This is a genomic window from Enterobacter cloacae complex sp. S3, assembly GCF_014930495.1.
GTDB classification, from domain to species: Bacteria; Pseudomonadota; Gammaproteobacteria; order Enterobacterales; family Enterobacteriaceae; genus Enterobacter; species Enterobacter asburiae_B.
Window position 1 is genome coordinate 26,832 of sequence record NZ_JADBRD010000033.1, and the last position, 24,624, is coordinate 51,455.

General features: G+C 56.5%; 22 protein-coding genes. 8 read left to right on the plus strand and 14 right to left on the minus strand.

Annotated elements, in window-relative coordinates; translation table 11 throughout:
* Positions 1-11 precede the first annotated feature (11 nt).
* From ispU to rpsB, 6 genes are all read right to left on the minus strand, one after another.
* On the minus strand, positions 12-770 hold the full coding sequence (gene ispU / locus IM317_RS18800) for a (2E,6E)-farnesyl-diphosphate-specific ditrans,polycis-undecaprenyl-diphosphate synthase (protein WP_024907522.1): 759 nt from the start codon (positions 768-770) through the stop codon (positions 12-14).
* Positions 771-956: 186 nt separating this feature from the next.
* Positions 957-2,156 (minus strand): 1-deoxy-D-xylulose-5-phosphate reductoisomerase, encoded by a 1,200-nt coding sequence (gene ispC, locus IM317_RS18805; protein WP_033144671.1) that lies wholly within the window; start codon positions 2,154-2,156, stop codon positions 957-959.
* A gap of 95 nt (positions 2,157-2,251) precedes the next feature.
* Complete coding sequence (gene frr / locus IM317_RS18810; protein ID WP_003856180.1) at positions 2,252-2,809, minus strand: ribosome recycling factor; 558 nt, start codon at positions 2,807-2,809, stop codon at positions 2,252-2,254.
* A gap of 167 nt (positions 2,810-2,976) precedes the next feature.
* Entirely contained in the window at positions 2,977-3,702 is a 726-nt protein-coding gene (gene pyrH / locus IM317_RS18815; RefSeq protein WP_008501910.1) for a UMP kinase, read from the minus strand.
* Between the two features lie 150 nt (positions 3,703-3,852).
* Entirely contained in the window at positions 3,853-4,704 is an 852-nt protein-coding gene (gene tsf / locus IM317_RS18820) for a translation elongation factor Ts (protein WP_014882627.1), read from the minus strand.
* A gap of 117 nt (positions 4,705-4,821) precedes the next feature.
* Positions 4,822-5,547 carry a 30S ribosomal protein S2 gene (gene rpsB / locus IM317_RS18825; protein WP_003856207.1) on the minus strand — a complete coding sequence of 242 codons (726 nt, stop codon included), beginning with the start codon at positions 5,545-5,547 and terminating at the stop codon, positions 4,822-4,824.
* Between the two features lie 321 nt (positions 5,548-5,868).
* Between rpsB and map the strand changes: the two genes are divergently transcribed.
* The 4 genes from map (at position 5,869) to IM317_RS18845 (ending at position 10,757) form a co-directional block, all read left to right on the plus strand.
* Positions 5,869-6,663, plus strand: coding sequence for a type I methionyl aminopeptidase (map, locus tag IM317_RS18830; protein WP_033144670.1), 795 nt, complete (start codon positions 5,869-5,871; stop codon positions 6,661-6,663).
* A gap of 63 nt (positions 6,664-6,726) precedes the next feature.
* Entirely contained in the window at positions 6,727-9,402 is a 2,676-nt protein-coding gene (gene glnD, locus IM317_RS18835) for a bifunctional uridylyltransferase/uridylyl-removing protein GlnD (RefSeq protein ID WP_029741204.1), read from the plus strand.
* Positions 9,403-9,434: 32 nt separating this feature from the next.
* Positions 9,435-10,259: a 2,3,4,5-tetrahydropyridine-2,6-dicarboxylate N-succinyltransferase gene (gene dapD / locus IM317_RS18840; protein ID WP_008501915.1), complete on the plus strand. Its 825-nt coding sequence runs from the start codon at positions 9,435-9,437 to the stop codon at positions 10,257-10,259.
* Between the two features lie 111 nt (positions 10,260-10,370).
* Positions 10,371-10,757 carry a DUF3461 family protein gene (locus IM317_RS18845; RefSeq protein ID WP_014168696.1) on the plus strand — a complete coding sequence of 129 codons (387 nt, stop codon included), beginning with the start codon at positions 10,371-10,373 and terminating at the stop codon, positions 10,755-10,757.
* Positions 10,758-10,849: 92 nt separating this feature from the next.
* Here the strand turns inward: IM317_RS18845 and cdaR are convergent, their stop codons facing one another.
* The 3 genes from cdaR to dgt form a co-directional block, all read right to left on the minus strand.
* A complete protein-coding gene (gene cdaR / locus IM317_RS18850; protein WP_023310452.1) occupies positions 10,850-12,007 on the minus strand; it encodes a DNA-binding transcriptional regulator CdaR in 1,158 nt (385 codons plus the stop codon).
* 146 nt (positions 12,008-12,153) lie between these two features.
* The gene (gene degP / locus IM317_RS18855; RefSeq protein WP_024907518.1) at positions 12,154-13,590 is read right to left on the minus strand and encodes a serine endoprotease DegP; all 1,437 of its coding nucleotides are present in this window, start codon (positions 13,588-13,590) and stop codon (positions 12,154-12,156) included.
* Positions 13,591-13,721: 131 nt separating this feature from the next.
* Complete coding sequence (gene dgt, locus IM317_RS18860; protein ID WP_033144669.1) at positions 13,722-15,236, minus strand: dGTPase; 1,515 nt, start codon at positions 15,234-15,236, stop codon at positions 13,722-13,724.
* An 82-nt stretch (positions 15,237-15,318) separates the two neighbouring features.
* Between dgt and mtnN the strand changes: the two genes are divergently transcribed.
* The 3 genes from mtnN to IM317_RS18875 are packed head-to-tail and all read left to right on the plus strand — an operon-like array spanning position 15,319 to position 17,461.
* On the plus strand, positions 15,319-16,017 hold the full coding sequence (gene mtnN / locus IM317_RS18865) for a 5'-methylthioadenosine/S-adenosylhomocysteine nucleosidase (RefSeq protein WP_014882620.1): 699 nt from the start codon (positions 15,319-15,321) through the stop codon (positions 16,015-16,017).
* The gene (gene btuF, locus IM317_RS18870) at positions 16,010-16,810 is read left to right on the plus strand and encodes a vitamin B12 ABC transporter substrate-binding protein BtuF (RefSeq protein ID WP_033144668.1); all 801 of its coding nucleotides are present in this window, start codon (positions 16,010-16,012) and stop codon (positions 16,808-16,810) included. The genes mtnN and btuF overlap by 8 nt, the downstream gene beginning before the upstream one ends.
* Before the next feature lie 27 nt (positions 16,811-16,837).
* Positions 16,838-17,461, plus strand: a complete 624-nt coding sequence (locus IM317_RS18875) for a TRIC cation channel family protein (protein ID WP_023310447.1) — start codon at positions 16,838-16,840, stop codon at positions 17,459-17,461.
* Positions 17,462-17,554: 93 nt separating this feature from the next.
* On the opposite strand, the gene erpA is transcribed toward IM317_RS18875, so the two are convergent.
* Together erpA and clcA are read right to left on the minus strand one after the other, a co-directional pair.
* Positions 17,555-17,902, minus strand: a complete 348-nt coding sequence (gene erpA / locus IM317_RS18880; protein WP_023310446.1) for an iron-sulfur cluster insertion protein ErpA — start codon at positions 17,900-17,902, stop codon at positions 17,555-17,557.
* A gap of 79 nt (positions 17,903-17,981) precedes the next feature.
* Complete coding sequence (clcA, locus tag IM317_RS18885) at positions 17,982-19,382, minus strand: H(+)/Cl(-) exchange transporter ClcA (RefSeq protein WP_033144667.1); 1,401 nt, start codon at positions 19,380-19,382, stop codon at positions 17,982-17,984.
* Between the two features lie 177 nt (positions 19,383-19,559).
* On the opposite strand from clcA, the gene hemL reads away from it, so the two are divergent.
* Complete coding sequence (gene hemL / locus IM317_RS18890; protein WP_033144666.1) at positions 19,560-20,840, plus strand: glutamate-1-semialdehyde 2,1-aminomutase; 1,281 nt, start codon at positions 19,560-19,562, stop codon at positions 20,838-20,840.
* A gap of 96 nt (positions 20,841-20,936) precedes the next feature.
* On the opposite strand, the gene fhuB is transcribed toward hemL, so the two are convergent.
* From fhuB to fhuC, 3 genes are read right to left on the minus strand one after another with little or no spacing between them, the layout of a single operon-like run.
* Positions 20,937-22,919: a Fe(3+)-hydroxamate ABC transporter permease FhuB gene (gene fhuB, locus IM317_RS18895; protein WP_033144665.1), complete on the minus strand. Its 1,983-nt coding sequence runs from the start codon at positions 22,917-22,919 to the stop codon at positions 20,937-20,939.
* Positions 22,916-23,806, minus strand: a complete 891-nt coding sequence (gene fhuD, locus IM317_RS18900) for a Fe(3+)-hydroxamate ABC transporter substrate-binding protein FhuD (RefSeq protein WP_033144664.1) — start codon at positions 23,804-23,806, stop codon at positions 22,916-22,918. Before fhuD ends, fhuB begins: the two co-directional genes overlap by 4 nt.
* Positions 23,806-24,603, minus strand: coding sequence for a Fe3+-hydroxamate ABC transporter ATP-binding protein FhuC (fhuC, locus tag IM317_RS18905; RefSeq protein ID WP_033144663.1), 798 nt, complete (start codon positions 24,601-24,603; stop codon positions 23,806-23,808). Before fhuC ends, fhuD begins: the two co-directional genes overlap by 1 nt.
* Between the last annotated feature and the right edge of the window lie 21 nt (positions 24,604-24,624).

Sequence of the window (24,624 nt, forward strand, 5' to 3'; positions counted from 1 at the left end):
AGCTACCCCCATCAGGCTTTGTCGCCACCAGGCTCGGTGCCGCCGAAACGACGCTCTCGATTGGCAAAGGCATGCAGCGCACCTTCAAAGTCTTGTTCATCAAAATCGGGCCAAAGAACATCCGTAAAGTAAAGTTCGGCATAGGCAATTTGCCATATCAAAAAGTTACTTATGCGATGTTCCCCCCCTGTCCTAATTACCAAATCCACAGGTGCCTGTTCATTCATGCAGATTTGCTTGCTCAGCGCCTCTTCATCAATTTGGTCGGGTCTCAACAGCCCTTCCTGAACCTGTTCGGCCAGATGCCGAACGCCCTGGATAATATCCCAGCGTCCGCCGTAATTCGCCGCAATATTCAGCGTCAAACCGGTATTATTTTCCGTCAGCGCTTCAGCTTTGCGAATCCGTTCCTGCAAACGTGAGTTAAAACGACTGGTATCGCCAATGATACGCAGGCGGACGTTGTGGCGGTGCAGGCTTTTTACTTCGCTGTCTAGCGCCCACACAAACAATTCCATCAACGCAGTCACTTCCTGCAGAGGTCGATTCCAGTTTTCACTGCTAAAAGCATAGAGCGTTAACGCATCAATGCCGTTGTTGGCGGCAAAAGAAACGGCGCGACGAACGGATTTCGCCCCCGCTTTATGCCCAAAGGCTCGTATCTTCCCTTGTCTTTTCGCCCAGCGGCCATTGCCATCCATAATGATTGCTACATGACGGCAGCCATGAGCTGGCAAATTTTCGCTTATTGGTTGATTCGCAGACAACATAACGCGTTTTTTGTCCCTGAAAAGGATTTAACGGTACTCAGGAATACTGAAGCCTATACATAAAAAAGCCGTGTCAAACCACGGCTCACCTGACCACATTAAGTCAAATACCTGCGATCAGGTGGCGCAGACTATATCACTGAAGCCCAACGCTAACAAATAGCACGACGACTAGTGCTTGCTTTATCACCAGCTTGCGAGACGTGTCACCTGTTGGCGCGCAATATTACGCGCAGCTGCATCCACCGCCAGCACCTCTTCCACGCTTTGTGGTTCGCGCAAATCCATCATGTCCAGTACCGATAAATTAAGCGACGCGATATCGGTAAAACGAATTTGCTGATTCAGAAATGCCTCAACGGTAATTTCATTAGCTGCATTAAGTGCCGTCGTCGCCGCCTGCCCCTGGTCAAAGGCATTCATCGCAAGCTTCAGACAAGGATAGCGGTCGTAGTCTGGTTCACTGAACGTCAGGGAACTTAGCTTGCAGAAATCAAGCGGCTTCACGCCGGATTTCACTCGATTTGGCCACGCCATTGAATGGGCAATCGGCGTACGCATGTCCGGCTCGCCCAGCTGTGCCAGCACGCTGCCATCCTGATAACGCACCATCGAGTGAATCACCGATTGCGGGTGAATCAGTACTTCCATCTGTTTCGCTGACGCATTAAACAGCCAGCGCGCTTCAATGTATTCCAGACCTTTGTTCATCATGGTGGCAGAATCAACGGAGATTTTACGCCCCATCGACCAGTTCGGATGACGGCACGCCTGATCCGGTGTCATCGCACGCAGTTCAGACAGTGGCGTTTCACGGAACGGGCCACCAGACCCGGTAAGCAGAATAGACACTACGCCATTCTGCTCCAGGTCAGCGTACCCCAGGTTCTGTTGAAAAGGTTGCGGTAAACTCTGAAAAATCGCGTTGTGTTCGCTGTCGACCGGCAGAAGACGCGCGCCGTGCTGCTTCACCGCATCCATAAACAGGCGTCCACAGGTGACCAGCGACTCTTTATTGGCCAGCAAAACATCCTTACCGGCATCAATCGCAGCAAGCGTCGGCAGCAGCCCTGCCGCGCCGACAATGGCCGCCATGACCTGATCCACCTCATCCAGCGCCGCCATCTCGCAGGCCGCCTGCTGGCCGCTCAGCACTTCGGTTCGGCTGCCCTTTTCACGCAGCTGTGCTTTTAGCAGACGCGCGCTCTCTTCGTCATCCATCACCGCATAGCGGGGCGCAAACTCCAGGCACTGTTCGACCATTCGCTGCACATTCTTACCGGCCACCAGCGCTGTCACGGTGTAAAGTTCAGGATTATGGCGAACGACGTCGAGAGTGCTGCAACCGATAGAGCCGGTTGAGCCGAGGAGTGTTAAATGCTTCATGAGATGCCCGAAAAAAGTTAGACCAGATAAAAGCAAAACGCCGCCAGCAAGACCCGAAGTCCTTCTGAACGGCGTTTATCAGTGTACGACAGAAATCAGAACTGCATCAGTTCCGCTTCTTTTTCTGCCAGCGCCGCATCAATTTTCTTGATGGCCGCGTCGGTCATTTTCTGAATGTCGTCCTGAGAACGACGATCGTCATCTTCGCTGATCTCTTTTTCTTTCAGCAGTGCTTTCACTTTATCGTTCGCGTCGCGACGGACGTTACGCACGGATACACGACCCTGCTCAGCTTCGCCACGAACCACTTTGATAAGATCTTTACGACGTTCTTCCGTCAGCGGAGGCAGTGGAACGCGGATGTCTGCGCCCGCAGAGCTTGGGTTCAGTCCGAGGTCAGAGGCCATAATCGCTTTCTCAACGGCCGGGCTCATAGAGCGGTCGAAGACGTTGATTTTCAGCGTACGGGTATCTTCAACCGTCACGCTCGCCAGCTGGCGCAGAGGGGTTGGCGTACCGTAATATTCTACGATGATGCCATCCAGCAGGCTTGGGGAAGCACGGCCAGTACGGATTTTGCTGATTTGGTTTTTGAACGCTTCTACGCATTTGTCCATGCGTACTTCAGCATCTTTTCTGATGTCGTTAATCACGTTACGAATCCTTGAAAACTTGTCTCAGGCAGACTATCCGCCAGCACAGCGCTACAGGTGTGCTAAGTATAGTCGCGTTTAATTCATGACAACGCCAAAGGCGCGCCCGGGTAAGATACCACTACAAAATAAAGCGGAATCTTACCTGTATTTATCGTCAACGGAAATTATTCCGTGATCAAAGTGCCTTCTTTTTCGCCCATGACCACGCGACGCAGTGCGCCAGGTTTGTTCATGTTGAAGACACGGATCGGCAGTTTGTGGTCGCGAGCCAGCGTGAAGGCGGCAAGATCCATCACTTTCAGCTCTTTATCCAGCACTTCGCTGTAGCTCAGCTGATCGTACATGGTGGCAGAAGGATCTTTTGCCGGATCGGCAGTAAACACGCCGTCTACTTTGGTCGCTTTCAGTACCACATCGGCTTCGATCTCGATACCGCGCAGGCAGGCAGCGGAATCGGTTGTAAAGAACGGGTTACCCGTACCGGCGGAGAGGATCACCACGCGGTTATTGCGCAGCAGGCTGATGGCTTCTGCCCAGCTGTAATTATCGCAAACGCCATTCAGCGGAATCGCGGACATCAGGCGGGCATTCACATAGGCGCGGTGCAGGGCATCACGCATCGCCAGGCCATTCATGACGGTTGCCAGCATACCCATGTGGTCGCCCACAACGCGGTTCATCCCCGCTTTCGCCAGACCAGCACCACGGAAAAGGTTGCCACCGCCAATGACCACGCCAACCTGGATACCCAGTTCGACCAGTTCTTTGATTTCCTGTGCCATGCGATCAAGGATGCTTGCGTCAATACCGAAGCCTTCTGATCCCTGCAGCGCTTCGCCACTCAGCTTAAGCAGAATGCGTTTGTACACGGGTTTTGCATTGGTAGCCATGTTTCTTTCCTGAGACTGTCAACGATTAAGATGGGGGTTAATTCTGGCGACATGATATGCCGCAAATCAGCACAGCGATACTGGAGCCTGTCTGATTTCCTGTGACGGGTGACAAAAAGAAGCCGCCCTCAGGCGGCTCCTTTTCAATCATTAAGACTGCTTGGACATTGCAGCAACTTCTGCTGCGAAGTCAGTCTCAACTTTCTCGATGCCTTCGCCCACTTCGAAGCGGATGAAGCCAGTTACGTCAGCGTTGTGCTCTTTCAGCAGCTGAGCAACAGACTTGCTTGGGTCCATTACGAATGGCTGGCCAGTCAGAGAAACTTCGCCGGTGAATTTCTTCATGCGGCCTTCAACCATTTTCTCTGCGATTTCTTTTGGCTTACCAGACTGCATCGCGATGTCCAGCTGAACCTGGTACTCTTTCTCTACTACTTCAGCAGACACGTCTTCTGGCTTAACGAATTCTGGTTTGCTTGCAGCGATGTGCATAGCCAGCTGTTTAACCAGCTCTTCGTCAGCGCCTTTAGCCGCAACCAGAACACCGATACGTGCACCGTGCTGGTAAGAGCCCAGAACGTCGCCTTCCAGAGAAGATACGCGACGGATGTTGATGTTCTCACCGATTTTAGCAACCAGCGCAACACGTTCTTCTTCGAACTGTGCTTTCAGAACTTCAACGTCAGTGATTTTACCCGCAACAGCTGCGTCCAGAACTTTGTTAGCAAATGCCTGGAAACCGCCATCTTTAGCAACGAAGTCAGTCTGGCAGTTAACTTCCAGAATGATGCCGTAGTTGCCGTCGATCTTAGTGATGATCACGCCGTCAGCAGCAACGTTGCCTGCTTTTTTAGCTGCTTTGATCGCACCGGATTTACGCATGTTTTCGATTGCCAGCTCGATGTCGCCGTTCGCTTCAGTCAGCGCTTTTTTGCAATCCATCATGCCTGCGCCAGTACGCTCGCGCAGCTCTTTTACCAGGGATGCGGTAATTTCAGCCATTCTTAAATCCTCGGGAGATGTGAACTGCCCGGCCGGGGGCCAAACAGTGTAAATTGAAAAAAGGGGCCGGTAATGGGCCCCTATTCATACACGGTACTAATAAGGGGTAAAACCTTATTATTCAGCTTCTACGAAGCTTTCTTCCGCCTGAGAAGCCAGATCCTGGGAACGGCCTTCACGAACGGTAGCAGCTACAGCGCTCAGGTACAGGCTAACAGCACGGATTGCGTCGTCGTTACCCGGGATAACGAAGTCAACACCGTCCGGATCGGAGTTGGTATCAACGATAGCGAATACCGGGATACCCAGGTTGTTAGCTTCTTTGATTGCGATGTGCTCGTGGTCTGCATCGATTACGAACAGCGCGTCTGGCAGGCCGCCCATATCTTTGATACCGCCCAGGCTGTTTTCCAGCTTGTCCAGTTCACGAGTGCGCATCAGCGCTTCTTTCTTAGTCAGCTTGTCGAAAGTACCGTCCTGAGACTGGGTTTCCAGATCTTTCAGGCGTTTGATGGACTGACGAACAGTTTTCCAGTTGGTCAGCATGCCGCCCAACCAGCGATGGTTCACGAAGAACTGGTCGCAGCTGTTAGCAGCATCTTTCACAGCTTCGCTTGCAGCGCGCTTAGTACCAACGAACAGAATCTTACCTTTACGGGAAGAGATCTTGTTCAGCTCAGCCAGGGCTTCGTTGAACATTGGTACAGTTTTCTCAAGGTTGATGATGTGAACTTTGTTACGCGCGCCGAAGATGAAAGGCTTCATTTTCGGGTTCCAGTAACGGGTCTGGTGACCGAAGTGAACACCAGCCTTGAGCATGTCGCGCATGGAAACAGTTGCCATGTTTAAAACCTCTATATTGAAAGTTGGGGTTATGCCTCCACGTATCCCATATTACCGACCCCGAAGGGCACCCCGGAATATGTGCCGATACGTGTGTGTTGTTACACAAAGTGAGATTTGTCGCTTCCGTCCAGCCTGTGTATCTGAGATGGATCGGAAGTCCGGCGCGCTTTATACCACAAAACACGACCAGAAACCAACAGTTGTTGGCGGAGTGTGCTGTTAATGATTCTCAATTTGGCACGGAGCGTGCCTGACTGATACCATTGACGACACTTAGACTAGTATTGTCGAAAAAATCGACACCGATGGACAGATTACATGGCTATCTCTATTAAGACACCTGAAGAAATTGAAAAGATGCGCATCGCCGGTCGTCTGGCCGCGGAAGTGCTGGAAATGATCGAGCCGTTCGTGAAGCCGGGCGTCAGCACCGGTGAACTGGACCGTATCTGTAACGACTATATCGTGAACGAGCAGCACGCGGTTTCCGCCTGCCTCGGCTACCACGGTTTCCCGAAATCCGTCTGCATCTCCATTAATGAAGTGGTGTGTCACGGCATCCCGGACGATGAAAAACTGCTGAAAGATGGCGACATCGTCAACATCGACGTAACCGTCATTAAAGACGAGTACCACGGTGACACCTCAAAAATGTTCATCGTTGGCAAGCCGACGATTCTCGGCGAGCGTCTGTGCAAAGTGACGCAAGAGAGCCTCTACCTGGCGCTGAAAATGGTTAAACCGGGTATTCGCCTGCGTACCCTCGGTGCGGCAATCCAGAAGTTTGTGGAAGCGGAAGGTTTCTCCGTGGTGCGCGAGTACTGCGGACACGGCATTGGTCGCGTCTTCCATGAAGAACCGCAGGTCCTGCACTATGATGCAGATGACGGCGGCGTGGTGCTGCAAAAAGGCATGACCTTTACCATTGAGCCGATGGTCAACGCGGGTGATTACCGCATCCGCACCATGAAAGACGGCTGGACGGTGAAAACCAAAGACAGAAGCTTGTCTGCGCAGTACGAGCATACTATTGTGGTAACAGACAACGGCTGCGAAATTATGACGTTGCGCAAGGATGACACCATCCCGGCGATACTGACGCACGATGAATGATAAAAAAGCCGGCAAATGCCGGCTTTTTTAATGGCTATAGCTTTTTCTTATGGGTGGCGCACGATGAGTAATCTTTTACCCGAACAGTATGCTAACACAGCACTTCCCACCCTCCCCGACCAGCCCGATAACCCGGGCGTCTGGCCGTCGCACGAGCTGACCTGCGCGCATATTAAAGCCCATATGGATGTTTTCCATCGCTGGCTGGGCAGCGCGTTTGACGCAGGCGTGTCGGCCGAGCAGCTCATTGAAGCGCGCACCGAATTTATCGACCAGCTGCTGCAGCGCCTGTGGATCGATTACGGGTTTGGGCAAATCAGTGATGTTGCGCTGGTTGCCGTCGGGGGCTATGGCCGCGGTGAGCTGCATCCGCTTTCCGATATCGATCTGCTGATCTTAAGCCGCAAAAAGCTGCCGGACGAACAGGCGCAAAAAATTGGCGAACTGCTGACGCTGCTCTGGGACGTAAAGCTGGAAGTCGGCCACAGCGTGCGTACCCTGGAAGAGTGTCTGCTGGAAGGGTTATCGGACCTGACCGTCGCCACCAACCTGATTGAAACCCGCCTGCTGATTGGTGACGTCGCCCTGTTCCTGGAGCTGCAAAAACACATCTTCAGCGACGGCTTCTGGCCGTCAGAAAAGTTCTTCGCCGCGAAGGTCGAGGAGCAAAATCAGCGCCACCAGCGCTACCACGGCACCAGCTATAATCTTGAACCCGATATTAAAAGCAGCCCCGGCGGCCTGCGCGACATCCACACCCTGCAGTGGGTCGCCCGCCGCCATTTTGGCGCCACTTCAATGGACGAGATGGTCGGCTTCGGCTTTTTAACCGAGGCCGAGCGTAACGAGCTGAACGAGTGCCTGCACCTGCTGTGGCGCATCCGGTTTGCCCTGCATCTGGAAGTCACCCGCTACGATAACCGCCTGCTGTTTGACCGCCAGCTCAGCGTGGCTCAGCGTCTGAATTATCAGGGCGAAGGCAACGAGCCGGTTGAGCACATGATGAAGGATTTCTTCCGCGTCACCCGCCGGGTGACCGAGCTGAACCAGATGCTGTTGCAGCTGTTCGACGAGGCCATTCTGGCCCTGACGGCGGACGAAAAACCGCGCCCGATTGATGACGAATTCCAGCTGCGCGGCACGCTTATCGACCTGCGCGACGAAACGCTGTTCATCCGCGAGCCGGAAGCGATTCTGCGGATGTTCTATACCATGGTGCGCAACAGCACCATCACCGGGATCTACTCCACCACCCTTCGCCATCTGCGCCATGCGCGCCGTCATCTGACGCAGCCGCTGTGCTATATCCCGGAAGCGCGTTCGCTGTTCCTGAGCATGCTCCGCCACCCGGGCGCCGTCAGCCGCGGCCTGCTGCCGATGCACCGCCACAGCGTGCTGTGGGCCTATATGCCGCAGTGGTCGCACATTGTCGGGCAAATGCAGTTCGATCTGTTCCACGCCTACACGGTGGATGAACACACGATCCGCGTGATGCTCAAGCTGGAAAGCTTTGCGAAAGAAGAGACGCGCTCCCGCCACCCGCTGTGCGTGGAGCTGTGGCCGCGCCTGACCCATCCGGAGCTGATCCTGATTGCCGCCCTGTTCCACGACATCGCCAAAGGTCGCGGCGGTGACCATTCGGTGCTGGGCGCGCAGGACGTGCTGAAATTTGCCGAACTGCACGGCCTGAACTCGCGTGAAACGCAGCTGGTGGCCTGGCTGGTGCGCCATCACCTGCTGATGTCGGTCACCGCGCAGCGTCGTGACATTCAGGATCCGGAAGTGATCAAGCAGTTCGCGGAAGAGGTTCAGACGGAAAATCGTCTGCGCTATCTGGTCTGCCTGACGGTGGCCGATATCTGCGCCACCAACGAGACCCTGTGGAACAGCTGGAAGCAGAGCCTGCTGCGCGAGCTGTACTTCGCCACCGAAAAACAGCTGCGTCGCGGGATGCAAAACACCCCGGACATGCGCGAGCGCGTGCGCCATCACCAGCTGCAGGCGCTCGCGCTGCTGCGGATGGATAACATTGATGAAGAGGCACTGCATCAGATTTGGGCCCGCTGCCGCGCCAACTATTTTGTCCGCCATAGCCCAAACCAGCTTGCGTGGCACGCGCGGCATCTGCTCAAGCACGATCTGTCCCAGCCGATGATCCTGCTGAGCCCGCAGGCCACCCGCGGCGGGACGGAGATTTTCATCTGGAGCCCGGACCGACCTTATCTGTTTGCTGCGGTCTGCGCCGAGCTGGACAGGCGTAACCTGAGCGTTCACGACGCGCAGATTTTCACCACCCGCGACGGCATGGCGATGGACACCTTTATCGTGCTTGAGCCGGACGGCAGCCCGCTCTCGTCGGACAGGCATGAAGGGATACGTTTTGGTCTGGAACAGGCGATTACCCAGCGCAGCTGGCAGCCCCCGCAGCCGCGTCGCCAGCCGGCGAAATTGCGCCACTTTACCGTCGATACCGAGGTCAATTTCCTGCCGACCCACACCGACCGTAAATCGTTCCTGGAGCTGATCGCGCTCGACCAGCCAGGGCTGCTTGCCCGCGTCGGCCAGGTTTTTGCCGATCTGGGAATTTCGCTCCACGGCGCCCGAATTACAACGATTGGCGAGCGAGTAGAAGATTTATTTATAATCGCAACAGCGGACCGGCGTGCCCTTAATAATGACCTGCAGCTTGAAGTGCAACAACGGTTGACAGCAGCCCTCAATCCAAACGATAAAGGGTGATATGTTTTTTAGTGAAATGGAAAGAGTAAACAATGCAGCAGTTACAGAACGTTATTGAGTCCGCTTTTGAGCGTCGCGCCGAGATTACCCCGGCAAATGTGGATACCGTGACCCGTGAAGCGGTAAACCAGGTGATTTCCCTTCTGGATTCCGGCGCGCTGCGCGTGGCAGAAAAAATCGACGGTCAGTGGGTCACTCATCAATGGCTGAAGAAAGCCGTGCTGCTCTCTTTCCGTATCAACGATAACCAGGTTATCGACGGAGCAGAAAGCCGCTACTTCGATAAAGTGCCAATGAAATTCGCTGACTACGACGAAGCGCGTTTCCAGAAGGAAGGCTTCCGTGTGGTACCGCCTGCGGCAGTGCGTCAGGGCGCATTCATCGCACGCAACACCGTGCTGATGCCATCCTACGTGAACATCGGTGCCTACGTTGACGAAGGCACCATGGTTGACACCTGGGCGACCGTCGGTTCCTGCGCGCAGATCGGTAAAAACGTTCACCTGTCCGGCGGCGTGGGTATCGGTGGTGTTCTGGAGCCACTGCAGGCTAACCCGACCATCATCGAAGACAACTGCTTCATCGGCGCGCGCTCTGAAGTGGTTGAAGGCGTGATCGTTGAAGAAGGCTCCGTGATCTCCATGGGCGTTTACATCGGTCAGAGCACCCGTATTTACGACCGTGAAACCGGTGAAGTTCACTACGGTCGCGTTCCGGCGGGCTCCGTGGTGGTTTCCGGCAACCTGCCGTCAAAAGATGGCAAATATAGCCTGTACTGTGCGGTTATCGTGAAGAAAGTGGATGCGAAAACGCGCGGTAAAGTGGGCATCAACGAATTGCTGCGCACCATCGATTAATCGGGTATAACAAAAAGCGGGGGCAACCCCGCTTTTTTTATATCTGAGGGTGGCGAAAATAGATTTTTTCGTTAATTATTCAAAGGTTATGTTGAGATCAAGGGTACCGCTATGTACGATAATCTGAAAAGTCTGGGCATTACCAATCCTGATGAAATTGATCGTTACAGTCTCCGTCAGGAAGCCAATAACGATATTCTGAAAATCTATTTTCACAAGGACAAAGGAGAGTTTTTCGCCAAAAGCGTGAAGTTTAAATATCCACGCCAGCGTAAGACCGTTGTGGCTGACGGTGTAGGACAGGGCTACAAAGAAGTACAGGAAATCAGCCCTAACCTGCGCTATGTGATCGATGAACTCGATCAGATCTGCCAGCGCGACCGCACCGAAGTCGATCTCAAGCGTAAGATCCTTGACGATCTGCGTCACCTTGAAAGCGTTGTAACAAATAAGATCAGCGAGATTGAAGCGGATCTTGAGAAATTAACGCGGAAATAAAAGCAAAACGGCAATCTTTGATTGCCGTTTTTAGTGTTTGCGCCCTCTCCCAGTGGGAGAGGGATGGGGTGAGGGCACCAGACCGCACTCAGTCATCTCTGTTCGTCCAGCTGCAGCGCCACATACAGCAGCAGCCTGTCGTCAAAGTTTCCCAGATCCAGACCCGTCAGCTCTGAAATCCGGTTTAACCGATACTCAAGCGTATTGCGGTGAATAAACAGCGCCTTCGAGGTCGCCAGCGGCTGCACGTTATGGCGGAACCACGCCTGCAGCGTCCGGCGCAGCAGGCCATTGTTGTCCATGGCTTTCAGACGCGCTAATGGCCGCGCCAGCTCATTGGCCTGCCAGCCCCCGCGCAGGCTGTCGAGCAGCACCGGCAGCATCAGATCCTGATAGAAATAGCTGCGGCTCTCCGGCATCCGCTGCTTGCCCACCATCATGGTGGTGCGCGCGGTACGCCAGGAGCGGGCGATACTGCCCGGCCCGGTAAAGTAGTTGCCCAGCGCAACGCGAAAACGCAGCTGGCCGTTCTCCTCCATCCGGGAGATCAGCTGCTCCACGCGACGACGATGATCGTCGGCATCCCAGCGGCCGAACGCATTGAGCGCCGGTTTGAGGACCACCATTTCCGTCAGAGAAACGATCGCCACCAGGTTATCGCGCTCCGGCGTCGCCAGCGCATTTTGCAGCTGCTGCAGCTCGGCCATCGCGCTGTCCACGCCAAGCTGGCCGCTATCGACCTCAATGACCGCCACCACGCGCGGCTGGTTTAAATCGATCCCCAGACGCTGCGCCCATTCGCTGAGCGCAGGCGTATGCTCTTCCGCCTGAATAAGGTTCATTACCAGCTCTTCACGCAGGCGGCTGTCCTGAGCGAGCAGGTGCATCAGGCGCGACTGCTCCAGCATCATCTCTGCCGTCATACAGACCAGCTCACCGTATTTTCGCAGTGACTCGGGCTCGCCGGTGAGGCCGATTACCCCCACAATTTCGCCTTCAAGACGCAGCGGTAAATTGATGCCCTGACGTACGCCGTGCAGGTGTTTCGCTACCGCATCGTCGATATCCACGACCCGCCCCTGAGAAAGCACCAGCAGCGCGCCTTCGTGCAATTCCCCAATACGCTCGCGATCGCCGCTGCCAATAATGCGCCCGCGGGCATCCATCACGTTGATATTGGTATCAATGATGCGCATGGTGCGCGCCACGATATCCTGCGCCATTTTGGTATCAAGATGCCAGCCAGCCATGTAACCCTCCCGTGAGCAGAGCTCAAGCATAGGGAAGTTCAGCGACGACTGCATTGTGCGAATGCACAAAGAGAGAGGAAGAAGTATGGAGTTGTGGCAAGAATCACAGAAACGAGAAAGCCCCCGCGAACAGGGGCTTCAGAGGATTACTGCATCAGCAGATAAAGAGAGGTATCACCACGCTGGATATTCAGCGCCAGCACGGAAGGCTTGCTGTCGAGAATTTTGCGCAGTTCAGCGATGTTTTTCACCGGCTGCTGGTTAGCGCCCATGATCACATCGCCTTTTTTCAGGCCGATACGGGCTGCCGGTGAATTCGCTTTCACGTTGTTCACCACCACGCCTTTGTCTGCGCCTTTATTGCTCATCTCGGCACCTTCAATACCGCTGAAGATGGTGCTGGAATCCACCTGATTCTGGCTGCTCTGCTGCAGCTCCAGGCTCACGTTAACCGGCTTACCGTCGCGCAGCAGGCCGAGGGTCACTTTACTGCCAATCGGCATCGAGCCCACTTCGGCACGCAGGGCGGCAAAGCTGCTGATCGGTTTACCGTTCAGGGAGGTGATCACATCCCCCGCTTTAATGCCCGCTTTCGCCGCAGAGGAATTTGGCATCACCTGGCTGACGAATGCCCCGCGCTGAGCGTCAACTTTCATCGCCTTAGCCAGTTCGGAGTTCAGCTCCGTACCGAGGATACCCAGCTCGCCGCGTTTCACCTGGCCATACTGCACCATCTGCGCGGTCAGGTTTTTCACCATGTTACTCGGGATAGCAAAACCGATGCCGATGTTGCCGCCGTCCGGTGCCAGGATAGCGGTGTTGATACCGATCAGCTCACCGTTCAGGTTCACCAGCGCACCGCCGGAGTTACCGCGGTTGATCGCCGCATCCGTCTGGATGAAGTTTTCATAGTTTTCCGCGTTCAGGCCGCTACGACCCAGCGCTGAGACGATACCGGATGTCACGGTTTCACCCAGACCGAACGGGTTACCGATCGCCACGGTATAGTCGCCCACGCGCAGCGCATCGGAGTCGGCAATTTTAATCGCCGTCAGGTTTTTCGGATCCTGAATCTGGATCAGCGCGATGTCGGAACGCGGGTCTTTACCCACCACTTTGGCATCGAACTTGCGGCCATCGCTCAGCTGAACCTTAATGCTGTTCGCGTTATCGACAACGTGGTTGTTAGTGACGACGTAGCCTTTCGCCGCATCAATAATTACCCCCGAGCCAAGCGCCATGAATTTCTGCTGCTGGCCGCCGCCCTGGCTGTCATCCCCGGCACCGCCGCCCTGACAGAACGGAGAGCTCTGGAATGGCGAACCGTCCTGGCAGAACGGCGAGTTGTCGCCGAAGAACTGCTGGAAGTTACGCGGCATACGCGGCGTATTGACGGTCGTGCTGCCCTCAACGTTAATACTCACCACCGATGGCATCACTTTTTCGAGCATCGGTGCCAGGCTTGGCATCTGCTGCGCGGTTGCTGCCGACGACGCGGTCTCGGCTGCAGTAGCAGTCAGAGGAGACAGCGCTAAACCTAAACTCAGAGCCAGTGCACTCATTGCTAATGTGGTTTTTTTCATGTTTCTCAATCTCGATTTACAGGTAACGCAAAATTGCTGTGTAACTCAGATTCATTTTATACCGCTTAGTTCCGGCGATAAGTTTATGGAAAAGGTAAAAATTTATTGGCCGTCTTTACAAAACTCCGGAATTATTCCACCGCCATGAGCTTGCGGTATTCATCCCAGGCATACAAATCCGTCATGCCGCTGATATAGTCCTGGATAAGACGGCAGCGATAATAATATTCCATCACCGGCCATTGGGGAGAGTTGCGTTCCAGCTTACCAATCGCTTCGACATACGCCAGACGATGCCGGGTAGAAAGTTTCTGATAAAGCCGCGATTCGATGGGTATTCTGCGCACGCGCTCGTGTTCCACCAGTTCGCTGAATTCATCGACCGACAGCTGAAGCAACGGGGAATAAATTTCCAGTAACCCACTGATTACCCGATAGCCCTGCAGCTCTAGCTGCTCGACATCCGGATGGCTGAATACATGCCGCATCGCCACATGTTTATAAAGCTCAAGGAGTTGACTGAAACTACTGTCATCTTCCAGCAGCGCGTGGTTGAATTCCCCGCTGAAAATGAGCGGCAAATTATCAATAAAACGCGACGCCGCATACGGCACCAGCTTATTTAATGTATTGACCCGCAAATACATAAAGAACTGGTCTTCCGTACTGCGGCTTAATGTATTTGAGCGCGATTTTTCCCAGGCATTTTCGACCACCTGCGCAAACAGCGAACCTTTTTCATGGGTACCCCAGGACGCATAAAGATGTTGATAAAGCTCCTCGACGCTGAAGATTCTTTTCTCCACGGCATCTTCCAGATCGGCCACGCAATAGGAAATATCATCGGCGGCTTCCATAATCCACGTCAATGGAAAGCGGCCGTTTGGCGTCAATGAAAGTTCTTTACGTAACCGTTCAATATAGGCCTCTTCGGAAAGGTAATAGCCCGGTTTTTTCATTAAATAGCTGTGGGACGCGGGCGTATCCCCCATCCACCACGCGGGACGCGTATATTTCAGAATGCAGCCGACCTGTGCCCAGGTCAGGTTCATGCGCATCAGGGAATGAACCAGCCGGATCCCCTGCGCGTTGCCCTCGAAGTGACACAAATCCTGGCGCACTTTGCGGCGCAGATCGTTCAGCCCCTCTTCACCTTCACGCAGGCGTAAATCGCGTACGATGCAGCGGTCATCGCTGAGGGGCTGGCTTACCGCATCCGAAGGATAAAGCCGCTGCTTAAACCAGTCATTGATAGCCGCCTCACCAAAGTGGCCGAAAGGCGGGTTGCCGATGTCATGCATCAGGCAGGCCATCTCAACGATGCTCTCGAAGGGCCCCGTCAGCTCGTCCAGACCATAGGTTTCCAGTAAACGCTGCTCTTTGAGACGGCTCAAAATCTCTTTGGCAATGTAGCGCCCGACCTGCTGCACTTCCATCGAGTGGGTTAAGCGCGTGCGCACCGCGGCGTTACGCTCCAGCGGGAACACCTGAGTTTTTTGCTGCAGACGGCGGATGGCAGGCGAGTTAACGATCCGCCCGCGATCGCTCTCGAATATACGCAGGATCTCATGTTCGCTCTTGTCGCCCTGCGGCGAACGGAAACGTCGGTGCCAGTTTATTTTGGTGCGAAAATCGATTGGTGACATGTGCTCCCCCGCGTGAGAATGCGTTTCCCCTTAACCGCATGATAGACTATGCATCTTAACAAGGCACATCGCGAGTAAATCTATGAAAATCGGCATTATTGGTGCAATGGAAGAAGAAGTTACGCTGCTGCGTGACAAAATTGAGAACCGTCAGACCCTCTCTCTGGGAGGTTGTGAGATCTATACCGGCCAGCTGAACGGTGTTGACGTGGCTCTGCTGAAATCAGGCATCGGTAAAGTGGCTGCTGCGCTGGGTGCAACCCTGCTGCTTGAGCGCTGCAAGCCGGACGTGATCGTGAATACCGGCTCTGCGGGTGGCCTGGCGCCAACGCTGAAAGTGGGCGATATCGTTGTTTCCGACGAAGCGCGTTACCACGATGCCGACGTCACCGCGTTCGGTTACGAGTACGGCCAGCTCCCGGGCTGCCCTGCTGGTTTTAAAGCTGACGACAAACTGATTGCGGCGGCAGAGACCTGCATCGCAGAACTCAACCTCAACGCGGTACGCGGTCTGATTGTCAGCGGTGATGCCTTTATCAACGGCTCCGTTGGGCTGGCGAAAATCCGTCATAACTTCCCTCAGGCGGTTGCCGTTGAGATGGAAGCGACCGCGATCGCTCACGTTTGCCATAACTTCAGCGTACCGTTCGTGGTGGTTCGCGCCATCTCTGACGTGGCAGACCAGCAGTCCCACATCAGCTTCGACGAGTTCCTGACCGTTGCGGCAAAACAGTCCACCGTGATGGTGGAGCGCCTGGTGCAGAATCTGGCACGTGGCTAAACATACCGTCAGGGCGCTGGCCGCCCTGCTTCTTCTCGCACCGCTGTGGCTCTATGCGTTACCGCGCGTGATTACCCTCTCTCCCGCAAATACGGAACTGGCGTTTGCCGCCGGGATCACGCCCGTTGGCGTGAGTAGCTATTCGGATTACCCACCGCAAGCCGCGGGTATTGAACAGGTGGCAACCTGGCAGGGGATGAACCTTGAGCGCATCGTGGCGCTTAAACCGGATCTCGTGCTGGCCTGGCGCGGCGGCAACGCCGAGCGGCAGGTCAACCAGCTCACCTCGCTTGGCATAAAGGTCATGTGGATTGATGCCGTCAGCATTGAGCAGGTCGCTCAGGCGCTACGCGCCCTGGCACCCTTCAGCCCTACGCCCAAAAAAGCCGAGGCTGCGGCGAAACAGATGCTGAGCGACTATGCCGCGCTGAAATCCCGATACGATACCCCTGTTAAAAAACGCATCTTCCTGCAGTTTGGCAGCCAGCCGCTGTTCACCACCGGAAAAGGGTCGATTCAGAACCAGGTGCTGGAAGTCTGCGGCGGTGAAAATATCTTTGCTGCCAGCCGGGTACCGTGGCCTCAGGTGAGCCGCGAACAGGTGCTGGCGCGCCAGCCGCAGGCCATCGTCGTGGTCGGAAATGCGAGCGAGATTCCTAAAATTGAACAATTCTGGCAAAAGCAGCTAAAAATTCCGGTGATCCCGCTCAACAGCGACTGGTTTGAACGCACCAGCCCGCGTATTATCCTCGCCGCAAAACAGCTCTGTGCCGCGCTGGCAGAGAGTCACTAACATAAGACCCTTTTCGAGGATTTAACGATGCTCGTTTATTGGCTGGATATTCTTGGCACAGCCGTTTTTGCTATCTCCGGCGTTCTGCTCGCCGGAAAACTACGCATGGATCCGTTTGGCGTGCTGGTGCTGGGCGTCGTGACCGCCGTCGGCGGCGGGACTATCCGCGATATGGCGCTGGCAAATGGCCCGGTGTTTTGGGTGAAAGATCCTACCGATCTGGTGGTCGCGATGGTCACCTGCCTGTTGACCATTGTGCTGGTTCGCCAGCCCCGCCGCTTACCCAAGTGGATATTGCCGGTACTGGATGCCGTGGGTCTGGCCGTGTTTGTCGGTATTGGCGTCAACAAGGCGTTTAATGCCGGTACCGGTCCGATGGTGGCAATCTGCATGGGCGTATTAACCGGCGTGGGCGGTGGGATCATACGCGACATTCTGGCGCGTGAAGTGCCGATGATCCTGCGTACTGAAATTTACGCAACGGCCTGCATTGTGGGCGGGATTGTTCACGCTACCGCGTACTATACCTTCGCCCTCCCGCTGGAAAATGCCGCGATGCTGGGGATGGTCGTGACGCTGGTGATACGCTTAGCGGCGATACGCTGGCACCTGAAGCTGCCGACGTTTGCGCTGGATGATAATGGCAGGTAAAAGCAAAACGGTAACCGCAAGGTTACCGTTTTTAGTCTTTTCTCCCTCTCCCTGTGAGAGAGGGACGGAGTAACGGCATCAGCCCGCACTCTCTTAGATGCTGAACGAAGATCCACACCCGCAGGTGCTTGTCGCATTCGGGTTCGTGACCACAAAGCGCGAACCTTCCAGACCCTCGGTGTAATCCACCGAACCACCCACCAGATATTGCAGGCTCATCGGGTCAACCACCAGCGCGACGCCCTGTTTCTCGATGGTCATATCGCCATCGTTAACCTGATCGTCAAAGGTAAAACCATACTGGAAGCCGCTGCAGCCGCCACCGGTAATATAAACACGCAGTTTCAGATCCGGATTGTCTTCGTCGGCAATCAGGACTTTCACTTTGTTGGCTGCTGCTTCGGTAAATTCGAGCGGTACAGCTACTACGTCATCACTCATCTTATGCTCCCATGAATACTGCTATTGGGTAAAATTCACCCAATTCTTTGTCTCATTATCTAATACCCTGGTAATTCATTCAAGTATTCTGCGTGGCGGCCCGCTCAGCCTCTTGTTTCGCCAGGGTACGCGCGAGGATGGTGGAGTATAGCGGTTTTCCACCCAGGAACTGGGCTAATAGTGTCGCGCCGAGACAGGTGATGATCATTGGCAAAATGAGCTGGTAATTGTCCGTCATTTCCAGCACCAGCACGATCCCGGTCAAGGGCGCACGCAGGGACGCGGCCAGCAGCGCCCCCATTCCGGCCACCGCAAAGGTACCGGCTTCAAGATGATAGGCGGGAAAGCCCACTTCAGCCGCCATACCAAACGCGGTCCCGAGCAGCGTACCCAGCGCCAGCATCGGGGCAAAAATCCCGCCGGGCGCGCCGGAAGAGAAGCACAGTACCGTCGTGATAACCCGGGAGATAAACATAAACAGCAGCAGACCCACGCTGAAATTCCCCGCCGCCGCAATGGGAATCAGCCCGAACCCGCCGCCTGCGGCATTCGGCTCGATAAACCCGAGTACGCCGCACATTCCGCCCAGCAGGCCGCCCATCAGCACCCATTTCGTGGTGTTGCCGCCATGAATGCGCTGGAACATATCCTGAGCGCGCAGGATAAAGGTGTTAAACAGCGGCCCCACCACGCCAAAAATCATGCCGAGGATCAGGTAAAGCCACAGGGTGTTGACCGGCGCGTTGGTCAGTTTCCCCACCTCAATGACCGCGCCCTCGCCATTAAAGATGCGAAACACGATGCTCGACATAATGACGCCGGTGAATACCGCTTTAATTGAGATCAGGTTGTAGCGGAACTGCGCGCGCATCTCTTCAATAATGAACAAAATGCCCGCCAGCGGCGCGTTAAACGCGGCGGAAAGTCCCGCCGCCGCGCCGGTTGCCAGCAGCGTATGGCGCGCCTCGGCGCTTCGCATCCGAAACAGATCGCCCACCATGCGGCCCACGTTCCCCCCCAGCTGTACCGTGGGTCCTTCCCGTCCAAGCACCATTCCCGCGCCCAGAGTCCCCATGCCGCCGATAAACTTAACCGGAATCACCCGCCACCAGCGCACCGGACGCAGCTCCTCCAGCGCTCCTTCAATTTCCGGGATGCCCGATCCCCCCGCTTCCGGCGCGAATTTTCGCACCAGAAAATACCCCACCATGGCAAACAGCGCGGACAGCCCGAATGCCCACACCCAGACCAGCCATTCGCTGTCGGCGAAACCGGCCACGGTGCCCACTCGCCAGTTGAGTACGGCATTAACCGCTTTTTCAAACGCCACGCCAACCAGGCCCGCGAGAGTACCCACCACGGCAGCGGCCAGCAGGATCGCCAGCGGCGTTTTATCGCGATTGAGCAGCCGCCGAATGCTGATTCGGTGCTGGACGCGCGTAAACTGTTGTTCTTCAAAAGACGGAGAATCTGATTTCATGTCCTGTTCTTATTTGTCACACAAAAAGCCGCGAGGATTTTACCAGAGACGGCCCCACCGTCTCCTGAAAATTACTTAACAAATCTTAAAGCATTGCCCGGCTAAAAATTTCATAACCTTCCCCGAATCACATAGAATAGTGGGCTTAACCATTTTATTCGAACCAGGAACGACGCCATGAGCAAGTCTGAAAACCTCTACAGTGCAGCCCGCGAGCTTATTCCGGGTGGCGTGAACTCACCTGTGCGCGCCTTCACCGGCGTGGGCGGTACGCCGCTGTTTATCGAACGTGCTGACGGCGCGTATCTGTATGATGTCGATGGCAAAGCCTATATCGATTATGTGGGTTCCTGGGGGCCGATGGTGCTGGGGCACAACCACCCGGCCATTCGTAACGCGGTAATTGAAGCCGCCCAGCGCGGCCTGAGCTTCGGTGCGCCAACCGAAATGGAAGTGAAAATGGCGGAACTGGTGACCGAGCTGGTGCCGACCATGGACATGGTGCGTATGGTGAACTCCGGTACCGAAGCGACCATGAGCGCCATCCGCCTGGCACGCGGTTTTACCGGTCGCGATAAAATCATCAAGTTTGAAGGCTGTTACCACGGTCACGCCGACTGTCTTCTGGTGAAAGCCGGTTCCGGCGCTCTGACGCTCGGCCAGCCGAACTCGCCTGGCGTACCGGCAGATTTCGCGAAGCACACCCTGACCTGCACCTACAACGATCTTGCTACCGTTCGCGCGGCGTTCGAGCAGTATCCGCAGGAGATCGCCTGCATCATCGTTGAGCCGGTTGCCGGCAACATGAACTGTATCCCACCACAGCCTGACTTCCTGCCGGGCCTGCGTGCCCTGTGCGACGAGTTCGGCGCGCTGCTGATCATCGATGAAGTCATGACCGGCTTCCGCGTGGCGCTGGCGGGTGCCCAGTCTTACTACGACGTCGTGCCGGACCTGACCTGCCTCGGCAAAATCATCGGCGGCGGCATGCCGGTCGGCGCATTCGGTGGTCGTAAGGACGTGATGGAAGCCCTGGCGCCAACCGGCCCGGTTTACCAGGCGGGCACGCTTTCCGGTAACCCTATCGCCATGGCGGCGGGCTTTGCCTGCCTGACCGAAGTGGCACAGCCGGGTATTCACGAAACCCTGACCGACCTGACCTCGCAGCTGGCAAACGGTCTGCTGGAAGCGGCAGAAGAAGCGGGTATTCCGCTGGTGGTTAACCACGTGGGCGGGATGTTCGGGATTTTCTTCACCGATGCGAAAACCGTGACCTGCTATCAGGACGTGGTGAAGTGCGACGTTGAACGCTTCAAGCGCTTCTTCCACCTGATGCTGGACGAAGGCGTGTACCTGGCGCCGTCCGCGTTCGAAGCGGGCTTTATGTCCGTTGCGCACAGCGAAGAAGATATCAACAACACCATCGACGCGGCGCGCAAGGTGTTTGCGAAGCTGTAAGGGCATTGCCGGGTGGCGCTAACGCTTACCCGGCCTACGATGTTCTCCCTCTCCCCGTGGGAGAGGGTCGGGGTGAGGGCAACAGGCCGCACCTGACTACCGACTCTGCTTTCTCAACAGATAAATAAAGTACGGCGCACCGATAAAGGTCGACAGCAGACCCGCCGGGATCTGATACGGGAACAGCACCATTCTTCCGCACCAGTCCGCGAACACCAGCATCACCCCGCCCGTCAGGGCCGACATGACGATATGCGGCATCGTCCGGCGGAATCCCATCATTCTGGCAATGTGCGGCGCCATTAATCCGACAAAACTCAGCGGTCCAATCGTCAGGGTTGCCACAGCCGTCAGGCACGCCGCCAGCAGCAGCAGGGCCACGCGCGCTGGCGTCAGCGCCATTCCCACCGCGCGCGCGGTTTCGCCGCCAAGCGGCAGAATGGTCATCCAGCGGCGGCACAGCGGCACCATCGCCAGCAGCACGAGCATCACGATCCCGGACCAGACCACCTGGCTGCCGGTGGCGTTGTACGTCGAGCCGGAAATCCAGGTCAGGATCTTCGCCATACGCGGATCGCCGCTGGCCTGCAGCATCATCAGCAGCATGGTAAATGCGGTGCTGAGCGCCATCCCGGCCAGCAGCATGCGGTGCGGCGAAAATCCGCCGCGACCGGCGGCAATCAGGATAATCATCAGCGTGACTGCCGCGCCGATACTGCCAGCAGGCATCAGCCAGCCAAACGCATTCCCCGGCACAAAGAACAGCATCAGCACCACGCCAAAGGCGGCGCCAGAGCTGATCCCGAGCACTTCAGGGCTTGCCATCGGGTTGCCGGTCAGACGCTGAATAATGCACCCCGCCACCGCCAGCATCACCCCTGCGATCAGCGCGGAGAAGATACGCGGCCAGCGCCACTGCACCAGTTCATTGAGTAAATCACCCGTTGCCCAGTGCCAGCCCATGGCATCGCGTCCGAATGAGAGCGCCGCGAACGAGGCGATAATCAGCACCGCCAGACCGGCAAGGCTAAACCACAGCACCGACTGACGTTCAGCGTAGACTTTATCGCCGGCGTCCATCGCCGGTGCGCTCATGCTGCGCAGGCGCGGCAGCAGCCACAGCAGCAGCGGCGCCCCGATAAGCGCGGTCACAGAGCCGGTGGACACTTCCCTCCAGACCTGCGCCAGCCAGAGAATAAGCTGATCGGAAAGCCAGAGGATCAGCGCCCCAATCAGCGGCGCCAGCATCAGACGCGCCAGCAGGCGACGCGCCCCGAGCATTTTCGCCAGCAGCGGCGCAAACAGGCCGATAAATCCGATGATGCCGACCGCGTTGACCAGCAGGGCACTCAATACAATCGCCAGCGTCAGCGCCGCCAGACGAGCCAGCGACAGCGCCAGCCCCAGGTTACGCGCCACGCCATCATCCAGCCCCATGAGCGTCAGAGGGCGCAGGAGCAGCAGCGTCAGCACGACGCCGCCAGCCAGCTGCGGCCAGAGGTGCTCTACAACGCTCCAGTCGGTCTGGGTGAGCGTGCCGGTACTCCACAGGAACATGCTTTGCAGCCGATCGTGATGGAACAGCACCAGCAGCTGGTTAATCGCCCCGCAGTACAGGCTCACCACCAGCCCGGCCAGAATAAGCGTCACAGGAGAAAGGCGCTTGCCCCAGGCCACGCCAAAGACCAGCGCGCCCACCACGCACGCCCCCGCGAGTGCCGCAAACTGCGAGGTTAACGCTCCCGGCAGCGCCCACAGCGTGGTGATGGTGATCCCAAGCTGCGCGCCGGTCGCGACGCCGAGCGTGGTTGGCTCTGCCAGCGGGTTACGTAAAACCTGCTGGAACAGCACGCCCACCAGCCCTAAGCCGGCCCCGACCAAAAGGGAGATCGCCAGACGCGGCAGCAGGCTGTAGTGGAACAGCATCTGCTGAATATTGTCGATACCCGGCGAGGCCAGAGCGGCCCCCCACTGCGCGCGCGGTAAGGCCGCGGAGAGATTGAAGCCGGTTAATACCAGCGCAACCAGAAAAAGCAGGGATAACAGCAGCGCCGGGAAGCGGGCGATACGCGTACTCATGCTTTACCTCCCAGGGCGTTATCCAGCACGCGGGCAAAATGCATGGCCGACAGCGTCGCGCCGTAGAACCAGACTGCCGGGGCGCGCTGGAAGCGCTTCTCGCGTACAAACGGCATCGCCTGCCAGAGCGGGGTCGCCATCAGGGTTTGCATGTCGCGTTCATTACCGTGGTCGAAACAGAGCACGTCCACATCGCGAAACGCCGCCAGGCGGTCGATACCCACGGCGGTACTGCCCCAGAAGGTCATCTCCCCTTCCCAGGCGTTGCGAATGCCGAAGCTGTCCAGCACCTCCTGGAACAGACAGTTTTTACCGAAGACCAGCATATGGCGGGCATCCAGCAGCGTCACCATGAGCAGCGGACGATCGCCCCGGTGAGCAAAGCGCGGCTTCAGGGAGTCTATCAGGGCATCAAATTCGTCGAGATGCTTTTTGGCCTCCGCTTCGCGGTTGAGGAAATGCGCCATCTCGTTAATCGAGTTTTTCGCCACGGCCAGCGGTTTTTTACCGTCGCTGAAAGCAAATCCACGTCCCGGCGCAATGCGCGCCATGGTCTCCTCTGACGGGCCGTAGCCCGCGGACCAGAACAGGAACGAGGGTTTCATCTGGGTGAGCAGCTCGAGGTTTGGCTCCGTACGCAGGCCGACGTCGATCACCGAGTCCGGCAGCTTTGGCTCGTTCACCCAGAGGTTATAGTTAGGAATGTCCGCCACGCCATAGGGCGTGACGCCGAGCGCCATCATCAGTTCGACCGGCAGCCACTCCAGGGCCACAATACGGTGCGGATCGACGGCGGCGGCACGCGCCGTATTCATTTTTAACAGCAGCGGCGAGAGCGCCATCGCCGTCAGCAGGCGACGGCGGCTAATGCGTGTGTTATTCAGCATCAGTAGACAAAGCTCACCGGTGCAGCCCCGGCCGGGTGAGGCAGAATACCCATCGGAATACCGTAAATATGTTCCAGCGTTTCGCTGCGCATCAGCTCTGCCGGTGTCCCCTGGGCAATCATCTCGCCCCCGCGCAGCGCGACGAGGTAGTCACAATAGCGCGCGGCCATGTTGATATCGTGCAGAACCGCGATGACCGTCAGGCCACGCTGCTGGCTCAGGCGATGCACCAGCGCCAGGACGTCGACCTGATGGGCGATATCCAGCGCAGAGGTCGGTTCATCCAGCAGCAGACAGCGGCTGTCCTGCGCCACCAGCATCGCGATCCACGCGCGCTGACGTTCGCCGCCGGACAGGCTATCCACCAGACGGTGCGCCAGCGGTTTTAGCCCGACCAGCGCAATCGCCTCTTCCACCTTCTCTCTGTCGGCGACGCCGAAGCGCCCAAGCGCACCGTGCCACGGATAACGCCCAATCGCCACCAGCTCGCGCACCGTCATCCCTTCCGCCTGCGGCAGCTGCTGCGGCAGATAGGCCACTTTGCGGGCAAAGGCTTTACTGCTCCAGCTCTCCAGCGGTTGGTCATCCAGCAGAATATCGCCTTCTGAAGGCGGCTGATGGCGCCCCAGCATCTTGAGAAGCGTGGATTTACCGGAACCGTTGTGACCAATCAGGCCCGTCACTTTACCGGCAGGGAACGTCAGAGAGAGCGGATGCAGCAGCGTGCGCCCGGGTACGCGAAAGGAGAGATGGTTGAGCGTAAAGGTGGTGTCGGGTTGCGTTTGAATATCCTGCATATCAGCCAACTTAAATAAAAA